At 53.8% G+C, this 26,887-nt stretch carries 19 protein-coding genes; 4 read left to right on the plus strand and 15 right to left on the minus strand.

Going from position 1 to position 26,887, the window contains the following annotated elements:
- Positions 1-31: 31 nt before the first annotated feature.
- The 12 genes from AC23NW_RS11640 to AC23NW_RS11695 form a co-directional block, all read right to left on the minus strand.
- Positions 32-1,090, minus strand: coding sequence for a substrate-binding domain-containing protein (locus tag AC23NW_RS11640; protein WP_487449677.1), 1,059 nt, complete (start codon positions 1,088-1,090; stop codon positions 32-34).
- A 171-nt stretch (positions 1,091-1,261) separates the two neighbouring features.
- Complete coding sequence (locus tag AC23NW_RS11645) at positions 1,262-2,047, minus strand: glucosamine-6-phosphate deaminase (RefSeq protein WP_487449679.1); 786 nt, start codon at positions 2,045-2,047, stop codon at positions 1,262-1,264.
- A 25-nt stretch (positions 2,048-2,072) separates the two neighbouring features.
- Positions 2,073-3,290 (minus strand): N-acetylglucosamine-6-phosphate deacetylase, encoded by a 1,218-nt coding sequence (gene nagA, locus AC23NW_RS11650; protein WP_487449681.1) that lies wholly within the window; start codon positions 3,288-3,290, stop codon positions 2,073-2,075.
- Positions 3,262-4,635: a sugar MFS transporter gene (locus tag AC23NW_RS11655; RefSeq protein WP_487449682.1), complete on the minus strand. Its 1,374-nt coding sequence runs from the start codon at positions 4,633-4,635 to the stop codon at positions 3,262-3,264. The genes nagA and AC23NW_RS11655 overlap by 29 nt, the downstream gene beginning before the upstream one ends.
- Before the next feature lie 6 nt (positions 4,636-4,641).
- The gene (locus AC23NW_RS11660; protein WP_487449683.1) at positions 4,642-5,997 is read right to left on the minus strand and encodes a Gfo/Idh/MocA family protein; all 1,356 of its coding nucleotides are present in this window, start codon (positions 5,995-5,997) and stop codon (positions 4,642-4,644) included.
- A 134-nt stretch (positions 5,998-6,131) separates the two neighbouring features.
- On the minus strand, positions 6,132-7,655 hold the full coding sequence (locus tag AC23NW_RS11665; RefSeq protein ID WP_487449685.1) for a RagB/SusD family nutrient uptake outer membrane protein: 1,524 nt from the start codon (positions 7,653-7,655) through the stop codon (positions 6,132-6,134).
- Positions 7,656-7,667: 12 nt separating this feature from the next.
- Positions 7,668-10,775, minus strand: a complete 3,108-nt coding sequence (locus tag AC23NW_RS11670) for a SusC/RagA family TonB-linked outer membrane protein (RefSeq protein ID WP_487449687.1) — start codon at positions 10,773-10,775, stop codon at positions 7,668-7,670.
- A 111-nt stretch (positions 10,776-10,886) separates the two neighbouring features.
- Positions 10,887-11,888, minus strand: coding sequence for a Gfo/Idh/MocA family protein (locus tag AC23NW_RS11675; RefSeq protein WP_487449689.1), 1,002 nt, complete (start codon positions 11,886-11,888; stop codon positions 10,887-10,889).
- 130 nt (positions 11,889-12,018) lie between these two features.
- Positions 12,019-12,615: a class I SAM-dependent DNA methyltransferase gene (locus AC23NW_RS11680; protein WP_487449691.1), complete on the minus strand. Its 597-nt coding sequence runs from the start codon at positions 12,613-12,615 to the stop codon at positions 12,019-12,021.
- A gap of 50 nt (positions 12,616-12,665) precedes the next feature.
- Entirely contained in the window at positions 12,666-13,076 is a 411-nt protein-coding gene (locus AC23NW_RS11685) for a VOC family protein (protein WP_487449692.1), read from the minus strand.
- A gap of 255 nt (positions 13,077-13,331) precedes the next feature.
- A complete protein-coding gene (locus AC23NW_RS11690; protein WP_487449694.1) occupies positions 13,332-16,604 on the minus strand; it encodes an amidohydrolase family protein in 3,273 nt (1,090 codons plus the stop codon).
- A 31-nt stretch (positions 16,605-16,635) separates the two neighbouring features.
- The gene (locus tag AC23NW_RS11695) at positions 16,636-17,556 is read right to left on the minus strand and encodes an RluA family pseudouridine synthase (protein ID WP_487449695.1); all 921 of its coding nucleotides are present in this window, start codon (positions 17,554-17,556) and stop codon (positions 16,636-16,638) included.
- 174 nt (positions 17,557-17,730) lie between these two features.
- On the opposite strand from AC23NW_RS11695, the gene AC23NW_RS11700 reads away from it, so the two are divergent.
- The 4 genes from AC23NW_RS11700 (at position 17,731) to AC23NW_RS11715 (ending at position 22,185) form a co-directional block, all read left to right on the plus strand.
- The gene (locus AC23NW_RS11700) at positions 17,731-18,699 is read left to right on the plus strand and encodes a YihY/virulence factor BrkB family protein (RefSeq protein ID WP_487449697.1); all 969 of its coding nucleotides are present in this window, start codon (positions 17,731-17,733) and stop codon (positions 18,697-18,699) included.
- Positions 18,700-18,835: 136 nt separating this feature from the next.
- Positions 18,836-19,378 carry a gluconate 2-dehydrogenase subunit 3 family protein gene (locus tag AC23NW_RS11705; RefSeq protein WP_487449698.1) on the plus strand — a complete coding sequence of 181 codons (543 nt, stop codon included), beginning with the start codon at positions 18,836-18,838 and terminating at the stop codon, positions 19,376-19,378.
- Between the two features lie 107 nt (positions 19,379-19,485).
- Positions 19,486-21,207 (plus strand): GMC oxidoreductase, encoded by a 1,722-nt coding sequence (locus AC23NW_RS11710; protein ID WP_487449700.1) that lies wholly within the window; start codon positions 19,486-19,488, stop codon positions 21,205-21,207.
- Positions 21,208-21,321: 114 nt separating this feature from the next.
- Positions 21,322-22,185 (plus strand): sugar phosphate isomerase/epimerase family protein, encoded by an 864-nt coding sequence (locus tag AC23NW_RS11715; RefSeq protein ID WP_293844998.1) that lies wholly within the window; start codon positions 21,322-21,324, stop codon positions 22,183-22,185.
- A gap of 76 nt (positions 22,186-22,261) precedes the next feature.
- On the opposite strand, the gene AC23NW_RS11720 is transcribed toward AC23NW_RS11715, so the two are convergent.
- The 3 genes from AC23NW_RS11720 to AC23NW_RS11730 all read right to left on the minus strand — a co-directional run bounded on the left by AC23NW_RS11720 (position 22,262) and on the right by AC23NW_RS11730 (position 26,787).
- Positions 22,262-23,575 (minus strand): M24 family metallopeptidase, encoded by a 1,314-nt coding sequence (locus AC23NW_RS11720; protein ID WP_487450032.1) that lies wholly within the window; start codon positions 23,573-23,575, stop codon positions 22,262-22,264.
- Between the two features lie 502 nt (positions 23,576-24,077).
- Complete coding sequence (gene tnpA, locus AC23NW_RS11725) at positions 24,078-24,530, minus strand: IS200/IS605 family transposase (RefSeq protein WP_487449702.1); 453 nt, start codon at positions 24,528-24,530, stop codon at positions 24,078-24,080.
- Positions 24,531-24,588: 58 nt separating this feature from the next.
- Positions 24,589-26,787 (minus strand): B12-binding domain-containing radical SAM protein, encoded by a 2,199-nt coding sequence (locus AC23NW_RS11730; protein WP_487449704.1) that lies wholly within the window; start codon positions 26,785-26,787, stop codon positions 24,589-24,591.
- Positions 26,788-26,887 lie beyond the last annotated feature (100 nt).

The following is a 26,887-nucleotide window of genomic DNA, read 5'->3' on the forward strand; positions in this document are numbered from 1 at the left end:
GAAACAGCATGACAGAGCTGGCCGTAAACTTTTAATTTTTGTAAAACGCATAGTTTTCACGGGTGATGATATCGATAGGCATGTATTGAACCGGTTCCGCAGGTGAGTCAAAAATCAGGTACTGGTATAGGGTCATCATGCTCCGGTAGCCTTGATCCTCCGGCTGATGGCAGATCAGGAAGTCAATCGTACCTTTTTGTAAATGCATCAGATTATCGGCTACCAGGTCATACCCGATAAGCATCGGTTTAGGGTATTGCGTTTGTTGTTCGAGGTAACGGGCAGCCAGAAACGTACGTGAATTGGTCACAAAAATGACATCAATCGGGGCGTACTGCGAAAAGTACCCCGCCAGCACATCGTTAACCGCAGACTGATCCGTTTCCGGAATATCAATCCGGTGAATGGTTACGCCCGGCCTGTCGCTCTCAAAAAAAGAACGAAAGCCTTTTTCGATCTGACGGTAAGTGAAGCTATCCAGGTCGGCGGCCATATTAACAACTAAAACAGTACCCTGTCCCTTCAACGCATACGTACTTAGTTTACCGGCCAGCAATCCGCTTTCCAGTAAAGGCGGACCAATATAGGACAGACACGCCAGTCCGGGAATGGCTGAATCGATAAACACATAGGGAATTGCTTTGGCCTGACAAAGCGCGGCAACCTCTCTGGCTTCATCCACAAACATAGGTGCAAGCACAATCCCGTCCGGCTCAGACGCCAGCAGCTGGCTGGTCTGTTTAGTAAAAGATGACTTGTCGTGTAAATCAAAAAAGTAAAGCTCAACCGAGATGCCGTAGGCGCGTAGTTCGGCTTCGGCACGGCGGATACCACGCAACGGTGCCTCCCAGAAATCCAGTGCTTCCGTAGCCGAAGGAATGAGGGCTGCCAGACGGGTGTTTTTACCGGAAGCCAGCCGCCTGGCCAACAGGTTGGGCTGGTAGTTCATTTCCTCGATAATCCGGCTGATTTTCGCCCTCGTCTTTTCCGAAACACCTCCCCGGTTATGGATCACACGGTCGACCGTTGCGATGGCAACATTGGCACGCCGGGCAATTTCTTTGACTCCCTGCAGTTCTTTCTTTTTCATTAAATAACCAGCCCGTAGCGGGTGAGCATAGCACTATACGGAACATAGCGGCAAGTTACAGGTTGAGGTATTGAATCACAACTTTAATCATGCGGCGGGTAGTCAGGCTGGTTTGTTGCTCCGGCATCAGGAAATCCTGTGCCGGAGCAACAAACCAGCCTGCCGGCGTCACTAATCCTGAACTACGTTTACCGGAATCAGTTTCGAGGCACTTGCCCTGTCTATAAACAGGACGGCTTGCGGATGCTGCCGCAGAATGGTCGACGGGAACTGTTCGCTGATGCCGGAGCGGAGCGTATGAAAAACGGCGTCGGCCTTGTTAATACCGGGAACCATGCAGAACACCCATGAGGCCTGCATCAGGGCCGGAACCGTCAGCGTCAAGGCATGGGTAGGTACGGCTTCCAGCTTGTCAAAGCAGCCGTCATTAACCTGTTGCTGCCGGCAGGCGGTATCCAGGTCAACAACCTTAACCAGGACCGGATCGTTGAAATCGGCAACGTGCGGATCGTTAAAGGCAATATGACAATTCTCGCCGATACCCATACAAACAATATCGACTGACTGAGCGCTTAGCTGTTTTTCGTAACGCCGGCATTCGGCCTCAATATCGGCCGCATTCCCATCCAGATAATGAACTGCCCCGAAAGGAAGCCGGCCAAATAACCGGTCTTTCAGAAAATTGCCGAATCGCTGCGGCGCATCTGCGGGCAACCCTACATATTCGTCCATGTGAAATGCCGTTACCCTTGACCAGTCAATGGCTGGTTGCCGGCAAAGGTTGTCAAGGAATTCCTGCTGAGACGGGGCCGCAGCAAAAATCATGGTTACCTGTGGTTGCCGGCTGAGCAGGAACCGCAGCCTGTCAGCAACTGCCTGCGCCGATGCGGTACCGAGTAGTGCACGGTCCTGGAATTTATGAACGGTTAACAGACCGGAATCGGAATAATGTGTCATGCGTAATGTACAAAAAAGATGAAAATCAGGAGCTGACTAATGTCTTGTCGTGTTGATAAACAATGCGCCCGTTAACGATGGTTAGCCGGACATTGTATTGCCTGTCCATGATGACCAGGTCGGCATCATAGCCCGGCGTCAGGGTTCCCTTGCGGTTCCCGACGCCCATAATGCGGGCAGGGGTGCTGGTCATCATTTGCAGGGCATCCGTCAGCGGAATGTCGGTTTGGGTCATTACCGTTCTGAGCAGCCGGTCGGCAGTTGCCACGCTGCCCGCAAAAGCCTGCCGGTCCGGCAGTTTGGCCACACCGTCCTCAACAATAACCGGCAGTCCGCCCCGGAGGCTGCCAAGAATACTCGGGCCCGGCGGCAGGCCCGCCGCACGCATGGCATCCGTGATAAGTGCGGTCTTGTCGGGGCCCTTAATTTTATGGGCCAGCCGGAGAAGAGGACCGGGCAGATGGACGCCGTCTGCAATAAGCTCAACATCCAGCTCGTCAAGTAAATAGGCACTTTCGATCACGCCCGGAAAGCGGAATCCGTTCCGGCGGGTAACCCCCGACATGGCGCTGTAGAGGTGGGTTACCAGGCTGTAGCCGTTCCTGACGGCAGCCAGAACCTCGTCGTAAACGGCATCGGTATGGGCAATGGCTGCAAGAATGCCCTTACGGTGCAGTAGCCGGCCAAGAGCAAGGGCCCCGCTGCGCTCGGGAGCCACGCTCCACCGGCTGATTGCTGACGAATGGGCCAGAACTGCTTCGTATTCCGCAGGCTCAGGATCGCGGATATACCTCGGATCCTGAGCCCCCCGCTGCGAAAGGGCAAAATAAGGCCCTTCGAGGTGCATACCCAGAAACTGCGCCCCTGCATGTGCCTGGCGGCTTGCCTGGTGATAACAGTCCAGAATATGCAGAAGCCCTGACAGGGTGCCGGTCAGCGTTGTCGGTACAAGAGCGGTAGTGCCATGCTGTGCGTGCAGGGCGGCAATGTTGAGAAACGCCTCCGGCGTACCGTCCATAAAGTCGTAGCCGCCCCCGCCGTGAACATGGAGGTCGATGAATCCGGGAACAATATAATGGCCGTCTGCATCTATTTCTACAGCATCGGGGAAACCGGTGGCCGCCGGGCAGATATCGACAATTTTACCCGCCTCAATCAACACGCAGCTATCGCGCAAAGTCCTGAACGGCGTAATAATCAGGCCATTTGTGAGTTTAAGCCGTTGTATGGAAGGATGATTCATGCGCGGTTGTAACGGTACGTTTCCGGATAGACCAGTGCCTGAGCTTATGGGCGTAAAATGCATAGTAAGCCAGATAAAGGTAACAAGGCACCAGTACCCAGTATGCTTCCCGCAAGCCAACCTGGTCGGCAAGCAGGCCGTATATAAGCGGCAGGATGGCATTGCCGCTCAGCCCCATGATCATCAGCGCTGCACCGACCTTGGTAAAGCGGCCCAGACCGTCGAGAGCAAGCGGCCAGATACTCGCCCAGACCAGCGAGTTAGCCAGTCCTAACAATACCACAAACACCAGTGACCAGTCTGCTTTCAGCCCGGCTATGTTTATGGGTCCGTGACTGAACAGAATCAGGCCGGAGAAGAGAAGACCCAGTAATGTACAGGCTCTGAACATATTTACCTGACTGACCACTTTGGGAATCAGGATGATGCCGGTAAGATAGCCGCATATGGTTGCCGCAAGTGTATACGAAGGCAGGACTTTGGCACTGAGCAGGGGAATGCCGAACCAGCCTGCATACCCGATGATTGTGTCAATCGCAATAACCTGTGTACCGACGTGCAGAAAAACAGCAATTGCCCCCAATACCAGATGCGGAAACTGAAAGACAGATGTTTTTTCCTGATTGGCGGCCGCCACATCGGCGGTTTCGTGTTCGGTATTGATCTCCGGCAGCGGTGAAAATCTGACCAGCAGGCCAAGACTGATCAGCACCAGCCCCATAACCGAGTAAGGAACGATTACCCGGCCTACTAAGGCATCAAGCGCCGCCGACCGTTCGGCCGGGGACATAACCGGTAACTGACTGAACAGGTCGGTATCGGTTGCTTTCAGGATGACGGCAGCAAACAAAAGCGGAGCCAGGATACCCGCACCTTTATTACAGATTCCCATGATGCTGATGCGCTGAGCCGCCCGTTCTTTAGGCCCCAGAACGGTGATGTATGGGTTTGCGGCCGTTTGCAGTACCGCCAGCCCGACCCCGATCGTAAATAAGCCAAGCAGAAAAACCGCGTAGGTTCTGGTCATGGCGGCAGGCACAAAAATAAATGCGCCCAGGGCCATAATCCAGAAGCCAATCATCATGCCCTGTTTAAAGCCTACCCGTTTCAGAAGATAGGAGGAGGGGACAGACATGATGAAATACGAAATGTAGAAGGCAAACGTCACCAGATACGACTGGAAGTTGGTGAGTTCACAGGCGATTTTAAAATACGGAATCAGAATCGCATTGACCCAGGTGACAAAGCCGAAGACAAAAAATAAGATGCCAATCAACACAATAGACAGCATGGTATCTCTGGTGCTGAGGCTGCTGACATCGACAACGGTTGGTTTTGTTCTCATAACAAATCAGATAGTCGGTTCCCAGCCGCGCTGGTACTCGCGTTTCCAGTATTGTTGCGCCTGTTTGTTGTTTTTGATACGTCCGGTTGCTGGGTCGATTTCCAGCACACTGCCCGCCCGTAAAGCAATATTGCCCAGTTGACACAGCAACGTACTTTGGTGCCCGCTCAGAATATCGGCGTTGAGCGGAGATCCTTTCCGGATGCTGTCAAAGAAATTCTGAATGTGCAGGCTGTCGAGCGCCTGAGACGGATTCATCCGGTCGCGGGCATTAATGACCACATCGTTCTTTACTTCTTTAGCGAGGTTATTATCAAGGTCATAGATTTTGTAGCTGTTTCCGCCATCGATTTGCAACGCCCCTTTTTCGCCGTAAAAAATGAGGCCGACGCTACTGCCTTCGATGGTACGGCCGTTGCAGCTGCGGCCTTCCCAGGTCATAGCCTTGTTATCGGGAAATTCCAGGTTAATGACCTGCGTATCCGGCGTTTCCCAGTCGTCGCGGAACCGGTAGCGCCCGCCCGACGATGTGACCCGGCTCGGGTAGGCGACATCCAGCCCCCAGCGCATGAGGTCGAGCATATGGGTACCGTTGTTGAGGGCTTCACCGGTCCCCCAGTTCCAGAACCAGTGCCAGTTATAGTGCAGGATATTGTCTTTGAATGCCTGCCGTGGCGCAGGCCCCTGCCAGAGATCATAATTGAGCCAGTCGGGTATACCGGTTGCCTTGCCGGTACCAATCGACGGGCGGTTGTTGGTGTACCAGCCTTTGGCAAAATACGGCCGGCCGATTTCGCCGTTCCGGACGGCCTGCACACCGGCCGCTACATTGGGCCATGACCGCCGCTGGTTACCCATCTGGATAATGTTGCGGTATTTTTTCTGGGCCGCAACCAGGAGCTCGCCCTCGTTGGGGTTATGGGAGCATGGTTTTTCAAGGTACACATGCTTCCCTGCTTTTGAGGCCAGTATAGCTGCCGGAGCATGCCAGTGGTCGGGAGCGGCAATGATCAGGGCATCAAGGTCTTTGTCGTCCAGGGCTTTCCGGAAATCGGGCTGGTCAACGGGTTTGCTCCCGCCGTTTTTTTCGACAGCAGCGATGCATTTGGCGGCCGCGCGGGTATCTACGTCGGATACTGAACGTATCTGACAGTTTGGCTGTAAAGCAAAGTTGGTAGCCAATGCCAGCCCCCGGCTGTTAACGCCCATCATACCAACCTGAATGCGGTCGTTGGCGCCGGTAATGCGGGCGTAACTTTTTGGCGTAAAGCCCGGCAAAACCCCGCCGATTGACAGGGCTGCGGTGCCGGTTAAGGTTTTGAGGAGAAACGCCCGGCGGGACTTGTTCTCGTTTGTATTCATATGCAAAGCGGTTTGATACAGGATGTTGTAGGGAACTGGATTCGTATTTAAGCGGTCCGGGGCGTAACCGTATAGGTCCGTTTCCCGGACGCATTCACCGGCAGCTAACGTTGAGTCGTTTCATCATGGAGGTATTAAAATGTGTAATGCTGGTTCTGTTCCAGGGCTTTATTCCGGTTCCAGGCGTCGCGCGGGATGGGGAAACGGATAGGAGTTGTGCTCAGCCATGGCTTTTTGTCGATCTCAAGGTCCTTAATATTGGGCCGGTTCGCTTTGATAAAGTCGATAAAGCGGCCACGGCGGTTCAGGTCTGAGAAGCCACCGGCGGGCTCCCAGATAAATTCCATCCGGCGTTCGCGGAAGATGGCATCAAGGGTTGCGGCCTTACTGAGTGTTGTGCCCAGGCTTTCCAGTCCGGCACGGGTCCGCAGCCGGTTGACCTGTTGCAGGGCATCGGCGGTCCGGCCGGATTCATTGAGCGCCTCGGCGTAATTGAGCAGTACTTCGGCAAACCGGAGCAGCGGCGGGTTGATGCCCGCGTTAGCTACAGCCGGTGCTTCCCAGTATTTGGTGACAATATACCCTGAGCGCGACCATCCGGCCGGTACGGCTGCCGGCATCACAAAGGCGGGCATATCCTGATGCGGTTCGCCCGGCCCGATAATTGATTCCCAGTAGCGTTTGTCTTTAATGCGTCCGTTTGCTTCTTTTTCGAAGGCATTAACCCAGTGTTGTTGCGGGACAAAGTTACTCCAGGCGGCGCTGCCGGTATATTGTGAAGGAGCACCGCGTGGCGAGGTCCGTTTGACGAGGTTGTTACCCTCGGCATCCACAGATGGCCGGAACTGCGTCGAAAACAGAATTTCGCGGTTATTTTCATTTGCCTCCCGGAACACATCACGGTAACGGGGAAGCAGATCGTGGGCTTTTGTCGCGATGATTTCCTCACTGTACCGGATTACATCATTCCACTTTTGTTGCCACAGGCTGGCTTTGGCGAGGTAGCCCAGGGCTGCTCCCCTGGTTGCCCGGCCAATGTCGGCTGTATTGTTCCACGAAACCGGCAGCACGGCGGCGGCATCGGTCAGGTCGGCTTCGATTTGTTTCCAGGTGGCCTCAACAGATGCCCGTGGAATTTCCAGATTAGAGGTTGCATTCAGCTCCTCTGTTATCAGTGGTACACCGCCGAAATAGTTGACCAGTCTGTAATAGAATAAACCACGGAGAAATCTGGCCTGACCCAGAATCAGCGCTTTGGCTGCCGGTTCGAGGCCCTGCATTTTTTCGACACGGTTGATAACCATGTTTGCGCGGCCAATTCCCAGATAGGCCCCCTGATATACATCACGGATAATGGTATTGTTGGACGGGAGCTGGAGCGTGTGCAGTTCAATCCGGTTCGCGCTGCCATCCATTTCATACATATCTCCGGACATAGCCCATTCAATATCTGCTGCGTCGCGTACGTTTGAAAAGGTTTCTTCACGCTGAAGGACAGCATACACACCAATCAGTGCAGCCTGTGCATCGGATTCTGTAACAAAGAAATTCGCGTCGGTTAAGACATCTTTCGGCGTCAGGGTCAGAAATGAGTCACTGCATGCCGTTGTGGCTACCAATAAGCCGGATAACAAAAGCTGATTAAGAAGTTTTTTCATCGTTGTGAGCCATTAAAAGGTGAGGTTAATACCGGCCATAAACGTACGCGGTTGCGGGTAAACACCGTCGTCGACACCAGCCTGTAACGGGTTGAGGCTGCCAACTTCAGGGTCGAAGCCGGAGTATTTCGTGAACGTAAACAGGTTCTGTGCTGTCAGGTAAATACGGATTCCCTGTACCGCGCGTGTTTTGGCCAGCAGTGCGGCCGGAATGCGGTAGCCAAGCGTAAGGTTACGGATCCGCAGGTAATCGCCGTCTTCGACGTAAAACGTTGAGCTGTTGCCGAAATTCCCGTTGGCATCCGTGTAGCGCAGGATCGGCACGTCATTACGGCCGCTGCCGGGTGTCCAGCGGTTCAATACATCTTTAACGCCGTTGATTACGCCGGAGCCGCCGAAATATTTCAGGGGATAAACCGACCTGCGGTTGGCGTTATAGATACTGCTGCCGCTTATGCCCTGCACAATGATATTCAGATCAAACCCTTTGTACGACAGGTCGGCATTAGCTCCGTAGGTAAGAGTAGGCCACGGACTGCCCAGGTAGGTCTGATCGGCGTCGGACAGTTTATTGTCTCCGTTGATGTCGCGGAACCGGAAATCGCCGGCTTTCGCACTTGGCTGCAGTACTTTGTTGACTGCATCGTCGGTCTGATAAATACCGTCGACAATATATCCCCGATAATAACCGATGGGCTGCCCGACTTCGGTGTACGTGGCCCGCATGTCAAAGTAGCTGGAAACCGCCGCGCCTGTAATTGGTTGCCCGACACCGAGGCTCAGCACTTCGTTTTTCAGCGTAGCGAGGTTTCCGCTCACGTCATAGCGGAAATGGCCCGACCGGCCCCGGTACCCGGCCAGAAACTCCCAGCCCCGGTTCTGAACTTTACCGCCATTGACCGATGGTGCGTTCTGAAATCCGGCTTCGATGGATACCGGCAGGCTGACGAGCATCCCTTTTGTATTTTTTATGTAATAGTCCGTCGTCAGATACAGGCGGTCATTAAAAAAGGAGGCATCGAGTCCGATGTTTGTTTGTTCACTGGTTTCCCATTTCAGGGCAGGGTTGCCCGGCCGCGACATGCTGGCACCGATCACCAGACCCTGATTGAGTCCCAGCACATAGTTATCATTTACGGTTCCGAGCTGAATGGTACTCAGATACCCGAAGGCACCGATGGCGTCATTGCCGAGCTGTCCCCAGCTGCCGCGTAACTTCAGCGAGTTAACGGCCGTGATCTTTTGCATAAATGGCTCATCAGAGATATTCCAGCCTGCCGAGACCGACGGGAAATTCCCCCATTTATGAGCCGGTCCGAAGTTGGATGAACCGTCGCGGCGCAGGCTGGCGGAGAAGAGGTAGCGCTCCTTGTAGGCGTAGTTGACACGGCCCAGATAGGAGGCCAGCGAGTAAAGGGTACCCGTGCCGGTGGCCCGGCGCTGAGTCTCGTTGCTGCCGTTGATCACCTGAAGTTGCTCGTTCTGGAAGTCAAGTGCCGTTACTGAAATCCAGTCGGCAACATTTTTCTGCGCCGTCTGGCCAACAACAGCGCTGAGCCGGTGGGCACCCAGATCCTTACTATACGATAAGGTATTTTCAATCAGCCAGTTGAGTCCCTGATTGTACGTTTCGCCCAGCCGGGCCTGTAGGTTGCGGTAATGGCCGCGCTCGGTTTTAGGTTCCCAGGTCGTATTGCGGCTGTTGCTGGCATCAATACCGACACTCGTCCGCCATTTCAGACCGTTCAGCAGTTCATATTCCCCGAAGATATTGCCATATACCCGCAGATTACTGAGCATATTGTCGATGGATTTTGCCCGCATAACGGGGTTATCACTTTGCGTAGTGTAGTAAGCCGATGAGCCGTTAACCACAGCATCGGGTTTGAGTGTCGGGTAATATTGCTGGGCAAGGTTAAAAATACCGATCCGTAGGTCCTGATTCTGCTGACCCTGCGCCTGGGTTAACGCAAGGGCGAGGGTACCGCCGAACTTGAGTTTACTGCTGACCGTCAGATCGGCGGTTGCGCGCGCACTATACCGTTTGTGCCACGTCTCAATCAGTGTTCCCTGCTGGTCGCGGTAGCCGAGCGATAAGGCCCCTTTCAGTTTCTGGCTCCCGCCGGAGATGCTCAGATCGACGTTCTGGACGGGTGCCGTCCGGAATACCTCGCTGATCCAGTCGGTGCCCTGGCCGAAGGCAGCGGGGTTGGCCCATTCCGGATTCGGGGTCATTCCGGAATTGGTGTAGAGTTCGTTTGCCAGGGTGGCAAATTCGGTTGCATTCAGGAATTCCGGTTTTTTCCATAGCTGCTGGATACCGGTGTATGCATTCAGGTTAACCTTTGCCTGTCCTTCCTTACCGCGTTTTGTGGTAATCAGCACTACGCCGTTTGCGGCCCGTGCGCCATAGATGGCGGCGGCAGCTGCATCTTTCAGAATGTCAATAGATTCAATGTCGTTCGGATTAACGATGGATAATCCGTCGATGCGGTCAGAACTGCCGTTGATGCCGATATTGCCGCCACCGATGGGAAAGCCGTCGACAACATACAGCGGTTGGTTGCCGCCGGTCGTACCGACCCCGCGAATCCGCACCGAGGCCCCGCCGCCGGGTGCTCCGCTTGTCTGACTGATAAATACCCCCGGCACCCGGCCCTGAAGGGCAGAGGTCAGGCTACCCGTTTCGACCTTCTGAAGGTCTTCGGCTTTAATGGACGTCATAGAGCCGGTTACCTCCCGTTTGAGTTGTGTGCCATAGCCCACCACCACCACTTCATTGAGCGAAGAAGCCGCCTGCGTGAGCGTAACATCAATGGTTCTCTGCTGGCCAACCGTAACTTCCCGGGATTCATAGCCGATAAACGAGAATACGAGTGTAGTACCTGCCGGGGCGTCAATGGTATATTTCCCTGCGGCATCGGTTGATATACCCCGTGTGGTGCCTTTAATGGCTACGTTTGCGCCGGGTAACGGCGACTGTGCGGTGTTGCCCCGGACGACACCACTGACCTGCGTGGCAGCTGTCTGGGCGCTGACAGGAAGACTGCTGAAAAAGAGCAGAAAACACGTTATGGCCACCCATAACGGCCGTGTCCGTGCATAGGAAAAAGTTTTCATGGTAAACGTGAAGCTAACTGGTTAAAAGGTTGAAATATAAAGATGTATGGTGGTAACGGATGGTAGTTTCCGGTTTCGGGTACGTACCCGAAACCGGAGAAAAAAAGAGTATTAACCCTTGCCTGCTTTTTTTAAAACACTATCGAGAGTAACCGGAATACCGCCTTTGCGTTTGCTTTCGTCGGCGGCCTCCATAAATGCGAGAATTTCCAGGGTTTCCGTCATCTGCACCGGTGGCTGACCGGATTCAAAAAAGCGGATAATATCTTTAAGTAATGGATTATAGCCACCGTAAGGCCCGAGTGTAATATTGCCGTCGCGCGTATAAACGGTACCGCCATATTCATGTTTGCCGGTCCGGGTGCCGCGAAACGTGCCGACGCGGCCGTCTGCCCATGTCCCGACCACGATATCGGTATCCGGATTGTGTATTCTGACAACTTGTTTACAGCCGGTACCCATAGCCGTAAAAAGTGCTTCGACGCCGTGGATACCATACCAGAATAAATCAGGATGGGTCTTTTCAAGAACGGCAGGGCTATACGTATCTGCACCAAGTACCTGACTTTTATCCAGTTTTTCGATGCCTTTGATATAACGGAGTGAAGAGGCCGAAAAAAACGGAACGTTTTTGCGCCGGGCAGCCTCGGCTATGCTGAGGGCATCGGTCAGGGAACCCGCCAAAGGCTTGTCAATAAAGACCGGTTTTCCGGCCGCAAAGACCTGCATAGCCTGCTCATAATGCAGACGACCATCATTGGTTTCCAGCAGAACACAATCAACCTGCTGCAACAGGTCTTCAATTGAGTTGACAATGCTAACGCCGAGTTTTTGTACGTCGGCCGTAAATCCAGGTATCCGTTTGACACTGGTTTCGATGTCGTGGCTACCTTTTGGATAGGCGGCCACAACGCGATAGCCAAGCCAGTCCGGGTTGGGAGCCGGATTATTCAGCTCTTTGGTAAAGGCGACGCTATGCGAGGTATCAAGACCGATGATGCCAACCCGTTTGCCGGATGATGGAATAAATCGCCTGTGATTACCCGCAAAAGCCGGGAGGAAAAGGCCGCTCAGGCCAAGGGTCGTCAGGATGGAGAATTTTCTGCGGTTCATCTAAATTTCCATATATTATTTTGAATAATGCGGCAAATAAGAACTCCGTTTACGTACCCGAAATTACAGTAAACAAATAATATTCCAAGTTATGGTGCTGATTTTATTTTTTTAGCCTGTCGGAGAACGGTTACTGACTGGAATTGGTAAGCTGAGCCAGTCCAACCAGTGCCCGGTGGCCGGCGTCGTCCCGGTAATTTTCGTGTAGATAATGGATTGTGAACCCGTGCTCGTTCAGTAGGCACCGGACCTGACCGGTGGACAGGGCATTATACTGAAAAGTCTCACCGAACATAGTATCCGTATGGCTATCATCAGTATTGCCGTGGGTAAAGAGCACATAACCGCCTGGTTTCAGTAAAGAACGCAGGTGCGGATAAATGCGAGACTGTGCTGCTTTCTGAATATGCCAGAAGGAGTCCCAGGCAATGATGCCGTCGAATAACTGGTCTGTCGGGAAATCAAAAAAATCACAGGTTAGGAATTGTGTATGTCGCAAATCCGACTGCTGCGCCTGTGCGATCATCTCACCGGCACTGTCGATACCGGTTACTCTGAGTCCGCGCTGAACCAGATATGCAGCAATCGGATAGCCGGTGCCGCAGCCGACATCCAGTATATGGGCGCCGGCCGGCAATAAACCGGTAAAATCATTCACCAGCTGACTGACCGCCATCTGATTCCTGATGGCGGCCCATTGTCCGGCAATGAGGTTATAAGGGTTCATTGTTGCAGGTATAGGACGGAATGATATTCCGTCCTACAGTCTGAGCCGTGTTACAAAATCTGACAGAACTCCAGCCGCTCGCCGTCAGGGCCGAGGATGTAGCAGTACTTGCAGCCTTTCTGCCAGAAATTAAGAAATACCGGCGCCTCTTCAATGACGTCAAAACCCTCCTGTTTCAGTTGGGCGAAGGTCTGATCCACGTCATCGACATCAAACGCAATGTGGTCGATGCGACCGTCGGTGCGCTGCCGGACGCGGCTCAGTTCCGGCTCGGGCATCTGGTAGAGTTCCATGATCATCTCGCCGCGCTTCATCATCGACACCTTACCCTCGGCGCCTTCGTGCATGAAGGTTGACCGCATAACAGGTTCAAAATCCAGCCGCTGATAGAAGGCTTCAGAAACGGCAATATCGGTAACAGGCAGACCGATGTGCTGGAGACGGTTGATGGCTATGCTCATAGTTTAAATTCTTGTTGTTTTTTTTGTTTCTGGTGGTTGCTGATTGTTCTGATAGTTGCTGGTTGTTGTTTTTGTTTGTATAGTGGTGGCACGACTAGACGCCCAGTCCTGCCACCACTTTGGGTGATAGTCTTACTATTCTGAATCGCTGATGATTAGTTGGTTTTTACAACTCCGGAATGAAATTAACCATCAGCAACCATCAGAACTACCAGCAACCATCAGTAACCCTCAGAACTAACAGCAACAAAAAAATTAATGTTGCCCCTGGCAAATGCAGTGGACATTGCCGAAGCTGCGGGTTTCGGCGTGCCATTCGAAGGCGTCGTTGTAGCGGTTGGTTTCCCAGAAGAACTTCGCCCGCGGACGGCTGACGACGCCCGTTTCGTTCATCGTGGCGGCATCGTATAAGTGTCCGTTGGCCATCACATACCGGATTGTTTCGCTGTTGCGCAGGTCCTGAAGCGGACTCTTGTCGAGCACCAGAATATCGGCCAGTTTCCCCGCTTCAAGCGAACCGACTTCCTTGTCCAGTCCCAGGTTACGGGCCGGACCGATGGTTGCCTGCTTCAGCGCCTGCATGTTTGAGATGCCGCCCTGACCAAGCATCCACAGTTCCCAGTGCGCACCGAGGCCCTGCAACTGCCCGTGGGCACCCAGATGAACGCTCACACCCGCATCTGCCAGTTTTTTGGCCGTCTGCGAGTTGCCGATGTGGCCAAAATCGTCGTCGGGCAGCATCTGACGGCGGCGCGACCGGCTGTCGATGACCGCGCGCGGCGTAAACCGCAGCAACCGCTCCTGCTCCCAGACGTTGGTTTTCTGATACCAGTAATATTCGCCCGAGACGCTGCCGAAGCTCACGATCAGGGTAGGAGTGTAGCCGGTTTTGCTGTTACTCCAGAGTTGCACCACGTCTTTGTAGACCGGATCAACGGGGATATTGTGCTCCACCGTCGTGTGGCCGTCCATGATCATTGTCATGTTGTGGTTGAAGAACGAACCGCCTTCCGGCACCACCATCATCTGCAAGTCGCGGGCCGCCTGAATCACCTGCTGACGCTGGTTCCGGCGGGGCTGGTTGTAGCTTTTTACCGAGAACGCCCCCACGGCTTTCAACCGGCGGAGGTGCGATTTGGCGTCGTCGAGGCTGTTGATGATGGCTTTAAAATCGCCGTCGGCCCCGTAGAGGATCGTACCGGTCGAGTAGATGCGCGGGCCAACCATCCGGCCGGCCTTTACCATTTCCGACTGACTGAACACCATTTCGGTATTCGACGACGGGTCGTGTACGGTCGTGACCCCGTAGGCAAGGTTGGCAAAATATGACCACTGCTGTTGCGGTGACTTATCGTTGCCGGTGCCGATGTGGGCGTGTGAGTCGATCAGGCCGGGCATAATGGTTTTGCCGGTTGCGTCAATTTCACGGGCACCGGCCGGAATCGTCACCTGCGACGCCGGACCGACTGCCAGAATCTTGTTGTCCTGCACCACAACCGTTCCGTTTTCGATAACCAGCGGTTGCCCCTGTGCGTCGTCCTTCATGGTCAGGATCGTCCCGTTTTTAAAGGCGACAATACCTTTCGGTACATCGGCCGTCAGGGTCAGGCCAATCTGAATACCGGTGGAGTCGATGGGCGGGAGCTTGTCGGGAGCGCCTTCCACAAAGGCAAAACTCTGCTGCACGCTGCGGGTAAAATACTCCGGTCCGATGGTCCAGTGCAGTTTCTGGCTGTCGGTTGACCAATGCAGGTAATCACCGGCGTCGCGGGTCACCTTGTAGACCGGAAACGACCGCGTGCCGCCCGACAGCTCAATGCCTTTTCCGGCTGCCGGGAACGGCGCAATGTAGAGCTGAAACAATTCCTGAAAGGCAATCCAGCGGCCGTCCGGACTCGGTACAAATTTGGTCGCGTACTGCGACGTAAAATGCGTTTGCTCGTCGGTGTTGTTCAGACTGACGCTTTTGAGGGCGTTGGCCGCACCGCCTTCCACGAAGAAAATCCGGTCACCGGCCTTGTTGAACATCGGGTCATCACCGCCTTCTCGCAGCAGGCGGGGTGTGCCCCCGCTGATTGGCATCAGGTACAGCCCCGGCTCTTTGCCGTAAGCATAGCCCATGAAATTGTTGCCGCTGCTTTTGCGGTAGATCAGCTGTGTCCCGTCCGGCGAAATGGCCGGTGCGTGGTAAAAGCCCTTTTCTTTGGTCAGGACCTCGCTTTTGCGCGTGGCGAGCGTATATTTCCGGATGCTGCCCGTCAGCGAATCACTCCAGGTTGTGTACAGAATAAACTTCCCGTCGGGGCTGAACGTAGGCTCATACTCAAAAACGCCGGTGTCTGTGGTGAGGCGTTCCGGTTTGCCGTTGGGCAGCGTTTTGCGGTACAGGAAACCGGCCGCGTGAAAAACAATGAATTTTTCGTCGGGCGAGGTGCGTGTATGCCGGATCATTTTCGACTCGAAGGTCGGCGAAAACACCGTCTGCGGGAACCGGACCGCTTCCTGAACGGTCAGTTTGGCATTGACTGTAAACGGAATTTCGGTGGCTTTTGTGGTCGCCACGTTCACGCGGAAAAACTTGCCTTTGGCCCAGATGATGATGTCTTTGCCGTCGGGTGTCCAGTTGTAGTTCGTATACAGCCCCATGATGGCCCATGCCTCCTGCTGATCCTTATTCAGCTGATCGAAGACCGGAAACTCCTCGCCGGTTTTCAGGTCATGGATAAACAGAACCGATTTGGTCCGCACCCGCCGCACAAACGCCAGTTGCCGGCCATCGGGTGAAATCTGCGGCCGGACCGCTCCGCCCGGACCGGTCACGATGTTTTTGGTCTCACCAGTTTGCCGGTCGAACCGGCGAATGGCATAAATCTGTCCGTTCGGGTCCTTGTTGTACTGAAAAATCGGTCCCGGACTCACATCTTCGCTGTAATAGACATACCGGCCGTCGGGCGACACACAGGGCTCACCCGCATCCTGCTGGTCGTTTTTGCGCTTCGTCAGCTGAATGCCTGAAGAAATGCCGCTGCTGTGGTACATCCACATCTCACCGGCACCCAGCGAGCGGGAAGCCGTGAAGTGCTTCCGGGCAATGATGTACTGGCCGTCGGGTGTCCAGACCGCATTGTTCAGCAGCCGGAAATCCTCGTTGGTAATTTGCCGGAGCCCCGAGCCGTCGCGGTTGATGGTCCAGATGTTATCCCCGCCGCCCCGGTCGCTGGTAAACGAAATGCGTTTGCCGTCGGGGCTGTAGCGCGGCTGCACCTCAAGGGCCAGCCCACCCGACAGCAGTTTAGCTTCGCCGCCGGCGATGGGCAGCGTATAGAGATTGCCCAGCATGTCGAAGACAATTTCCTTGCCGTCGGGGCTGATGTCGAGGTTCATCCAGGTGCCTTCGCTGGTCGTGAACGACACGTCTCTGGACGGGCCGTGGGGTTTAGTCACGTCCCAGGTTTCCTTTTTCTGGGCCATTACGGAGCCCGTCGCCAGCAGGCTGCCGGTGAGCAGTACAGTACAGAGTTTGTTCATGCAGATAGGGTAATGAATATCGGGTTAGCCGTTAAAACAAGGCCATAAACCGCCGTGGAACCGGGGTTTCGAAGCGGAGGCGCTGACCGGTAATCGGGTGCACAAACGACAGCGACCAGGCATGCAGCCCAAGCCGGCCGATCGGATCGGCTGATGCGCCGTATTTCCGGTCACCGACAATCGGATGGCCCAGATCCTGCATATGTACACGGATCTGGTTTTTACGGCCGGTTTCCAGCGTCACCTTCAGCATCGAGTAGCTGCTGTTCGACTTCACCGTCTCGTAGTGCGTAATGGCTTCCTGCCCGTGTTCCGGGTTTTTGTGCGAGTAAACAATCAAGGCCTTGCTTTCGTGCAGGTAGGATATGTGCGTGCCGTTCGGCGGATCGAGTGTGCCCTCAATGGCAGCCAGATAAATCCGTTCCTTAGTAGTTGGCCCCCACGTTTCCTGCACCAGTTGCTGGACCCGCTCACTTTTGGCAAACATCATCAGCCCCGAGGTTTCGCGGTCGAGCCGGTGGATGATGAAGATTTTGTTCGATGGGTTGTCGCGTTTAACGTGGTCGTACAGAATGCTGTAGGCTGTTCGTTCGGCACCTTTATTGGTGGCCATTGACAGGATGCCTTCGTTTTTATTGATGATAATCAGGTGTTCATCTTCGAAGATGATCGTCAGACCAGGGTACTTGCGTTCGGGCCCCAGTTTGGTCCAGCGCACGATGACTTCCTGATTGGCCTTAAGCGGGTAATTATACTGCGTAACGGCCTGATCGTTGATCCAGACTTGCCGGTCGCGCAGGATTGATTTGATATTGTTGCGGTTTTTATGCGGAAGTTTAGCCAACAAAAACACCATCAGTTCGGTGTCTTCTGTTACAATCAGGCGGGTCTCCTTCGGCGCTGAATCACGCTTACCCGGTTGGCTTCGTTTTGGTTTTTGTTCGTCTTGCATGCGTTCGAGGGTCGTCCGGCGGGCTGCCGGTTAACCATTAAGTAGGCTAAAATTCGCTAAATTTTCCGAGACTATCCGTATCCGGCGCTGCAAATCCATAACAACCCATCCCCTAATTGGTTAGACTACTGTGGGTCTAGACCACATCCATCATCGTTATGAATCACTAAGACTATGAAACGCTTCTTCAAAGATGCCTGGACCTTGCTCTTGGCTTCCTTCAATGGATTTATGGATGACCGGTGCCTGAAACTGAGTGCGGCCCTGGCTTACTATACCGTTTTCTCGCTGGCACCGCTGCTGGTGCTGATTATTTCGCTCCTGAGCCTGGTCTATGGCGAAGAAGCGACCCGCGGACAGGTGTTCGGGCAGATTCAGGGGTTTGTCGGTACCGAGGGGGCCAAACAGATTCAGGACATGCTCAAGAGTGTGGAACTGTCGGGCAAAACAAACATCGCCCTCGTGTCGGGCATTGTGACGCTGATCATCGGTGCGACGAGTATCTTCATCGAAATTCAGGATTCGATTAACCTGATCTGGCGGGTAAAGCCAAAACCTAAACGGGGTTGGGTAAAGATACTGAAAGACAGGTTGCTATCTTCTTCGCTGGTAGTGAGCCTGGGTTTTTTGTTGCTGGTGTCACTGGTCATCAACGGGGTTATTCTGGCCCTGAGCGACCGGCTGAGCCGGTATATTCCGGGTGGTGGTGTCTGGCTGGTCAGCGGGATTAATTTTCTGGTCAGCGCCGGGGTGATTACGGTGTTGTTCGGGGTGATTTTCAAAGTGCTGCCCGATGCTAAAATTGCCTGGAAAGACATCCGCTGGGGTGCCATTTTTACGGCTTTGCTGTTTATGCTGGGTCGTTACCTGATCGGGCTATACATCGAAACCACCGGCACCGGCTCGACTTATGGCGCTGCCGGTTCGTTGATCGTGATTCTGGTCTGGATTTACTATACTGCGGCCATTCTGTATTTCGGGGCTGAATTTACGCAGGCCTACGCCAACCTGTACGGCATCCGTATCGAACCGGCTGACTATGCCGTTTACGTTGAACAAACCGAAAAAGAACGGGATGTTAAGGTGCTTCCCCCTCAGGAGCATGTGCTTGAAGCGCAGAAGGTAACCTCCGGAACAAAATAAATCCGGAAAATGACTTTTCGGGGCATCCGGCTAATACAACTTTAGCAAAATACAATCCATTCCGGCCGTTGAGGGCCCTGGATAGGTAAAGCAGCAGCGCGCCTTTCTTATAGAAGAACAACTGGTTTGTTATTCTATGGAAAGGCGCGTTGCGTTAAAACGGCTGGCAACACTGGCGGGTGGGCTGACAACCCTACCGGCCTGGGCTTCAGGCTGGACGGCACAGGCCGTTCAGCAGCAGTCAGCATGGTTATCGGTTACGGAAAATGACCTGCTTGCTCTGGTTGTCGATACGATTATTCCGCCTACCGACACACCGGGCGCGCAGGCGCTGGATGTGCATGTGTTTGTGGAGCGGATGCTGGCCGATTGTTACGAAAAACCGGCGCAGGAAGCCTTCCGCGCCGGACTGTCTGGCATTGAAACCATGATTCAGCAGCAATACGGTAAGTCGTACCGGCAGTGCGATATTCCGCAGCGGCTATCGGTGCTGATGCAGTTTCAGGCAAGTCCGAAGGCGGCGGAAAAAGACTTTTTTGCGACACTGAAATCACTGACCATTCAGGGGTACACGACATCGGAATACGTTATGACCAACCACCTGAATTACGTCATGGCGCCTGGTCACTACTACGGCTGCGTCCCCGTCGAACCCAAAGCTGTCTCCGAACGCAAATAAAAGCTTACCACATAGCCACAGAGAAAGCATAGTTTTTTACTGAATTCTTTTTAGTCTTATGTATCTATGTGCTTTATAATAAGGCAATTGTCTAATGATATGCGTGTATGGCAAATGTTAATATAGATGCCCGGAAAGCCGCTACCTACGATGCGATTGTGATCGGGTCGGGCATCAGCGGCGGGTGGGCTGCCAAGGAACTTTGCGAAAAGGGCCTCAAAACGCTGGTCCTCGAACGGGGCCGCGACGTGCAGCACGTCACCGACTACCCGACGGCCATGAAAAATCCGTGGGAGTTCCCGCATCGGGGAACGGTGCCGCTGGCAACCCGCGAACAGTACGGCAATATCCGGTCGTTTATGCGCGAGGAAACCGTACACTGGGCCATTAAGCCGGACGAGCAGCCTTTTGTGGAAGAAAAACCGTTTACCTGGACGCGTGGCTATCACGTGGGCGGGAAATCGCTGTTGTGGGCACGACAAACCCAGCGGCTCAGCGATTTCGACTTCGAAGGCCCCGCCCGCGACGGGTTCGCCGTTGACTGGCCGGTGCGCTACGCCGATCTGGCGCCATGGTACAGCCATGTCGAGCGCTTTGCCGGCATTTCGGGCAACCGCGACGGCCTGCCCCATCTGCCCGACGGCGAGTTTCTGCCGCCCATCGAGCTGAACTGTGTGGAGAACCATCTGAAAAACACACTGGCCAAACACTATAAGGACCGGCAGCTGATTCAGGGTCGTTGTGCCCACATCACCAAACCAACGGAAACGCACATGATGCAGGGGCGCGGGCAGTGTCTGCACCGGAATCTGTGTAACCGCGGGTGTCCGTTGGGTGGGTATTTCAGCAGCAACGCGTCGACCCTGCCGTGGGCGGCCAAAACCGGCAACCTGACCCTGCGGCCGCATTCGGTGGTACATTCAATTATTTATGACGACAAGCTGGGTAAGGCGTCCGGTGTGCGGGTTGTTGATGCGAATACCTTGCAGATGACGGAATTCTACGCCCGGATTATTTTTGTGAACGGATCCGCGCTCAACAGCAATCTGATACTGCTAAACTCCATTTCAGATCGCTTTCCGAATGGTCTGGGCAACGATAACGGGTTGCTGGGCAAGTACATAGCCTGGCATAATTATCGGGGAAAGATTTCGGCGCAATACGATGGTTTTCAGGATAAACGAGCCGATGGAAAGAACCCGAGCAATGGCTATATCCCGCGTTTCCGGAATGTGCTTAAGCAGGAGACGAGTGGTCCGGCGTCCCGGTTTTTGCGGGGTTATGCGGTGGGTATCGGCGGCGGCCGGGGCAGCAACGCCAACCGCGAAGGACTCGGGGCTGAGCTGAAAGAAAACCTGCTGCATCCTGCTTTAGGCCCGTGGCATGTCAGCGGCTGGATGATGGGCGAAACCGTGCCGACGGAGCAGAATCATGTCCGGCTCGACCCGTCTCAGCAGGATAAATACGGCATACCGTTGCTGGTGACGTCAGCCGGCTGGACCGACAATGACGATAAAATGACGGAGGACTTTATCACGCAGCTGACCGAAATGTTTACGCTGGCCGGTTTTACGAACATTCAGGCGACCGACAGCCATTCGAATCCGGGTTCGGATATTCACGAAATGGGCGGTGTCCGGATGGGAAAAGACCCGAAAACGTCCATCCTGAATAAGTGGAATCAGGTGCATAGCTGCAAGAACGTGTTCGTCACCGACGGGGCCTGTATGACCTCAACGGCTACCCAAAATCCGTCACTGACCTACATGGCCTTCACCGCCCGTGCAGCCGACTTTGCCGTCCGCGAACTGAAAAAGAAAAACCTTTAACCTAAAATGAATAATGAAAAATGGACAATTTAGAATGGCATATGCACAGGGTACATGAGCTATGCATTATCCATTTTTCATTGTACATTATGCATTAAAAACAACCCTTATCAGATGAAAAAACAATTGTTAGCACTCGGTTTTTCGGCCAGTATGCTCCTGGGCCTGACCGATGTCGTTGCCCAGAAAGGCAAACCGATCTATCGTTTCCCGATTGGCGTTCAGGCGTATACCTACCGGAACAGCTTCCCGAAAAATGTGATTGCTACCCTCGATACCATCAAGGCGCTGGGCATTACCGAAATGGAGGGCGGTGCGCCGAAGGGTATGACGTCGCAGGAGTTCCGGAAACTGTGCGAAGAGCGCGGGATTAAGATTGTCGGCACCGGCGGTGGTTATGAACAGCTGGTGAAAGATCCGGAAAGCATTGCGAAACAGGCGAAAGAGCTGGGATCGAGCTTTGTCATGTGCGCCTGGATCCCTCACAAAAAAGGGGCGTTCAGTCTGGAGAATGCGAAGCAGGCCGTTACGGATTTTAACCGGATCGGAAAGGTCATGAAGGACAACGGCCTTACGTTCTGTTACCACAATCACGGCTATGAGTTTCAGCCGTATGAGGATGGGACACTGTTTGATTACCTCGTGAAAAACACCAATCCGGAGTATGTTTCCTTTGAAATGGACATTCTCTGGGCGCAGCACGGCGGCGCTGATCCGGTGGCCTTACTGAAAAAATACCCGACCCGCTGGAAGCTGATGCACCTGAAAGACCTCCGCAAGGGCATAAAAGGTGACCTGACAGGTGGAACTCCGCCTGAAAACGATGTGGTGCTGGGTGACGGGCAGGTCAACATTCCTGAAATCCTGAAAATTGCCCGCAAAAACGGAGTAAAACACTACTTCATTGAGGACGAAAGCAATCAGGAGTACGCCCAGATGCCTAAAAGCATCGCCTATCTGAAGGGACTGAAAGAGTGATTATAATGGTGAATGGATAATGGCTAATGAACGATGTCAGGCTGACCTTATTCATTAGCCATTTTACATGGTTTATTTATTTCACATACTCCAGTTTCCGGGGAATGGTATAGATTTCGGTTTGGCGGCCGTCGATGTACCGGAACGTTTTACCGTCGAAAAAGCCATCTTCTTCCAGCATAATCCGCACGGTCTTTTTCCACTCCGGGATTTCCACAGCGGCATTAAGCTCAATCGAATAGGCTGTGTTAGGCAGGAGCGGGTAATCGCCGGAGCCAGGCACACCCTTCTGCTGATCCCACATGCCGATGGTCGGGCCGGCGGCGTGTCCGTGCGCGCCGATCGGGTGCGTGTAAATGGTGCCTCTGATACCTTCCTTCTGTGCCTGATCCAGTGCTTCCTTCAGGATCTGATTACCTGATTTTCCAGCCTGAAAATGTTCCGTCAGAATATCCTGTAAGCGGTTCCCCTGGACAAAGGCTTTCCGGATCGCTTCGGGAACGTCGGTTTCGCCGGGTTTCAGCACGTAGGCATGTTGCTGCTGATCGGTATTGAGCCGCAGGTAGGTAATGCCAAAATCGGCATGGACCAGGTCGCCGGGCATGATGACCTCACCGGCGGGGCGCTTGGAAAAGGTCCGCAGGTGATCGAAGCGGGCTTCGTCGGCGCGCTGAATGTCGACGGTCGGGTGGAACCAGGTGTCGAGTCCCAATTCGGTAATGCGTTGCCGGTACCACCACATCACGTCTTCGGTGGTCGTCACGCCCGGCTGAATGACTTGTTCCGAAAGCCCTTCCTGTACCAGCTGGTGCGACAACCGGCAGATGAGCGGATAGACCGCCATTTCTTTCGGGGTCCGTGTTTCGAGCCAGCCGACCGAAAGCCGTTCCGCCGAAACGATGCGTTTCTGGAGGTCTGCCGGTAGTTTTTGGGTAAACTCGCCGTATTCGGTATGGGTTAGTCCGTCGGCATGGGCGTAGTTGGCCGAAAAGTTCAGGCCGATTTTTTTCGGATTCCGTTTCTGGATAATGTCGGTGAGGGCATCCCACTGGTTAGGGCGCACATCAATGTCCCAGGCGCCTTTCAGCAGATTCCCGACGTCGTAGCGGGCGATGGCCAGTTTTTCAACGCCTTTTTCCGGCCCCTGATCAAAAAAGACCATGATGGTACGACGCCGGGCCGACAGCCACGTTGACGGGAGCATGGTCTTCAGGACGGGGTCTTCGTTGTATTCGCGCGAGATGATGATCCACATGTCAATCCCTTCGCGGCGCATGAGCTGGGGCAGGAGATTGGTGAACCGGTCTTCCAGCACCTCATCGACAACGCGGGCGCGTTCCCGTTCGGTCAGGATCACCTGTTTGGCGGGTGTCTGAGCATTGACCTGCATGGGTGCAAGACCCAGGCAGCACATTAAGGTAAGTGCAAGTAGCTGTTGATGCATGAAACAGGGGGTTAATGATTTTTCTAAAATAACCTGGGAATATATCCCGGGCAACAGATTGATCTCTATGAGATGATATAAATAATTCATAACCTGGAAATATATCCCAGGCAACAGATTGAGCCCCGTTGGGGCATTTTTATGGTTGCCCTGTAAGGGCTCGATCTATTGCATAGGGCACAGCCCTATGGAAGGAGATAAATAATTCATAACCTGGGAATGTATCCCAGGCAACAGATTGAGCCCCGTTAGGGCATTTTTATGGTTGCCCTGTAAGGGCTCGATCTATTGCATAGGGCACAGCCCTATGGAGGGAGATAAATAATTCATAACCTGGGAATATATCCCAGGCAATAGATTGAGCCCTTTGGGGCATTTTTATGGTTGCCCTGAAAGGGCTCAATCTATTGCATAGGGCACAGCCCTATGAGATGAAATGAAAAAAAAATCAATCCCAGACATATTTTTCATCATAAGGGATTTTGTAATTCTTGTAAATCCCCCGGCATTCATCCTGAAAATTCTTTTTCTGATGATGCCGGTACTGGTTTTGAATGTAGCGTTTTACGGTCTCAACCTTATAAATACTTACCGAAAAGGCTGCATAGCCGGTTTGCCAGTAAAAACCAGTATAGGACGACCCCTTAGTCTTAATCCATTTTGAGGAGTTCTTTTTAACATACTCCATCAACTTCATTAAAGGAATTTTCGGCGACAGGGTGCACAAAATGTGAATGTGGTCGTAGTAACCACCAATCTGTACCGGATAGCATTCGTAATGCTTACAAATGCCGCCCATGTAGCTGTACAATTCTTCTTTGATGCTGTCATCGATGAGCGGCTGGCGGTATTTGGTACTGAAAATCAGATGGACGTAGACGTGGGAGATAGACTGTGGCATAACCAGACAGGAATTAGTTTCCGGTTTAGACGGTCAACACCAGCGATGTAACAACCCGCTACACCACCAGCAGCCCGTTTTCCTGAAGTTCCTTCCAGGTCTCCGACTGGAGCAGCGCACTGAAATCACCCAATCCGGCCGCTTCGAAATCAGCTTTCAGGGTCTCAAACGACAAAACATCGCCCTGTCCGATGCGCAGACGCGGAATGATAGTTTCCAGCCACTCGCCCAACGCCAGACTGGTTTCAATAGCCCATTCATTTTTCTTGTCGAAAAAGACCAGCTCCGCCATTTCAGTGATCCGGCGGCCTTGCTGCACTTCGATGATCGAGACCGACGGCACGCTACCCAGCCACAATACCATGGCGTTGGCACGGGGCTGGCTGTCGGCCTCATGGCGCAGGCTGTTCTGGATATAGGTCGGCGGTATGGTCGTTGGCGGCACCTTGAAGGTAAACCACTTTTTGAGCGGGAAGTCAAAACAGACGCCGTGCATGTAGTTGAACAACGACTTCCGGAGCCCTTCCGAAAACTGTTCATGGGGACCGCCCAGCGGATCGGCATGGTCGAGGTCGTTGTCGGCAAACGGGCCCTGGTCGGGTCCTAACCGCATGACGTCGAATTCGGCAGGGTGGAGACCCACCGGACTGTGGGACGTCATGGCAAAGCGGTGCCAGAAACCCGACTGCACAATGCCCGCCTGGAACAGCTGCCGTACCATTTCTAGCGAGTCAATGGTTTCCTGCGCAGTTTGCGTCGGGAAACCGTACATCAGATAGGCATGCACCATGATGCCCGCCTGCGTAAAGTTATCGGCCACCTTTGCTACCTGCGCCACCGTTACGCCCTTTTTCATGCGTTCCAGCAACCGGTCAGAGGCCACTTCCAGTCCACCCGAAACGGCAATACAACCCGACGCCTTCAGTAACCGGCAAAGATCAGCCGTAAAGCTTTTTTCGAACCGGATGTTGGTCCACCAGACCACCGTCAGCTTCCGGCGAAGGATCTCAATGGCCAGGTCGCGCATCAGGGCCGGTGGTGCAGCCTCGTCAACAAAATGGAATCCGTTCTGCCCCGTCTGCTCAATGATTTCTTCAATCCGGTTGCAAAGCAGGGAGGCCGTCATCGGTTCGTAGCGCTTGATGTAGTCGAGCGTGATGTCGCAGAACGAGCATTTACCCCAATAACAGCCGTGGGCCAGGGTCAGCTTATTCCAGCGGCCGTCGCTCCAGAGCCGGTGCATGGGGTTCACAATCTCAATCACCGACAGGTAGTCAGTCAGGCGCAGGTCGCGGTAGTCGGGCGTACCCGTTTCGCGCTGCGGCACATCCCGTTCCTTCGCGCTATTGTTATACACCACCTTGCCGTCAATGCGGGTATAAACCCGCTTGAGCTGGCTGGCCGGCCGGTTACCGTTCAGGTGGTCGATAAGTGAAAGCAGAGGTGCTTCCCCGTCGTCAAGGCAAACGAAATCGATATAATCGAACAGGCGGGGTTCGGCCAGCGACCGGAGTTCGGTATTGGCATAGCCACCGCCCATAATAACCTTGATGTGCGGGTAATGCTGCTTAAGGTATTTTCCGCAGGTCAGCGCACCGTAGAGATTACCCGGAAAGGGTACGGTCAGGCAGACAACCGTAGGGGTATACTGCCGGATATAGTCGTCGAGTGCCGCACAGAGCAGGTTGGTAATGAGCGTATCGGGTGCCAGCAGGGCAGCATGCAGATCGTCGAAATGAGTGGCGGTGCGACCGAGCCGTTCCGCATAGCGGCTGAAACCGAAGTGTGGATCAACGGCTTCGGTAATCAGGTCCGACAGGTCTTCGAGGTAAAGCGTGGCCAGGTGGCGGGCTTTGTCGTGGATACCCATCGAGCCGAAGGCCCAGTCCAGGTCTTCCAGATCCGCAAAACGTGAAGCCTCCGGCAGGTAACTCTGATCGCAGATGCTGTAGGCCAGTGTCGGGTTTTTGTTCTGCAGAAACCGGATGACCGGATCAATAGTTTGAACGTATTCGTCGCGCAGTTCGACAATGCGGTAGCTGTTTTCCGACAGTTCGGCCTCAGCCGCCAGCAGGTCATCGAATAGTTTCCGAAGCGTCGGGCGGGAAAACAGCTTTAAAATGACATCAATCCCCAGGTCAGCCTGATGAGCCGGTACGCCCTGCGTATTCAGAAAACCCTTCAGGTAAGCCGTTGCCGGATAGGGCGTGTTGAGCTGCGTGAAGGGGGGAGTCAGTAATAAAAAAGTCTGTTCCAACGTAATACCAAAATCGATCCGGCTACAAAGGTACGGGCTAATGACCGGTTTTGGAGGTATGGGGTGCTAAAAACACCGGACCCTCCACCGGCCGCGCGTG

The organism is Arsenicibacter sp. R0_47 (genome assembly GCF_057652235.1).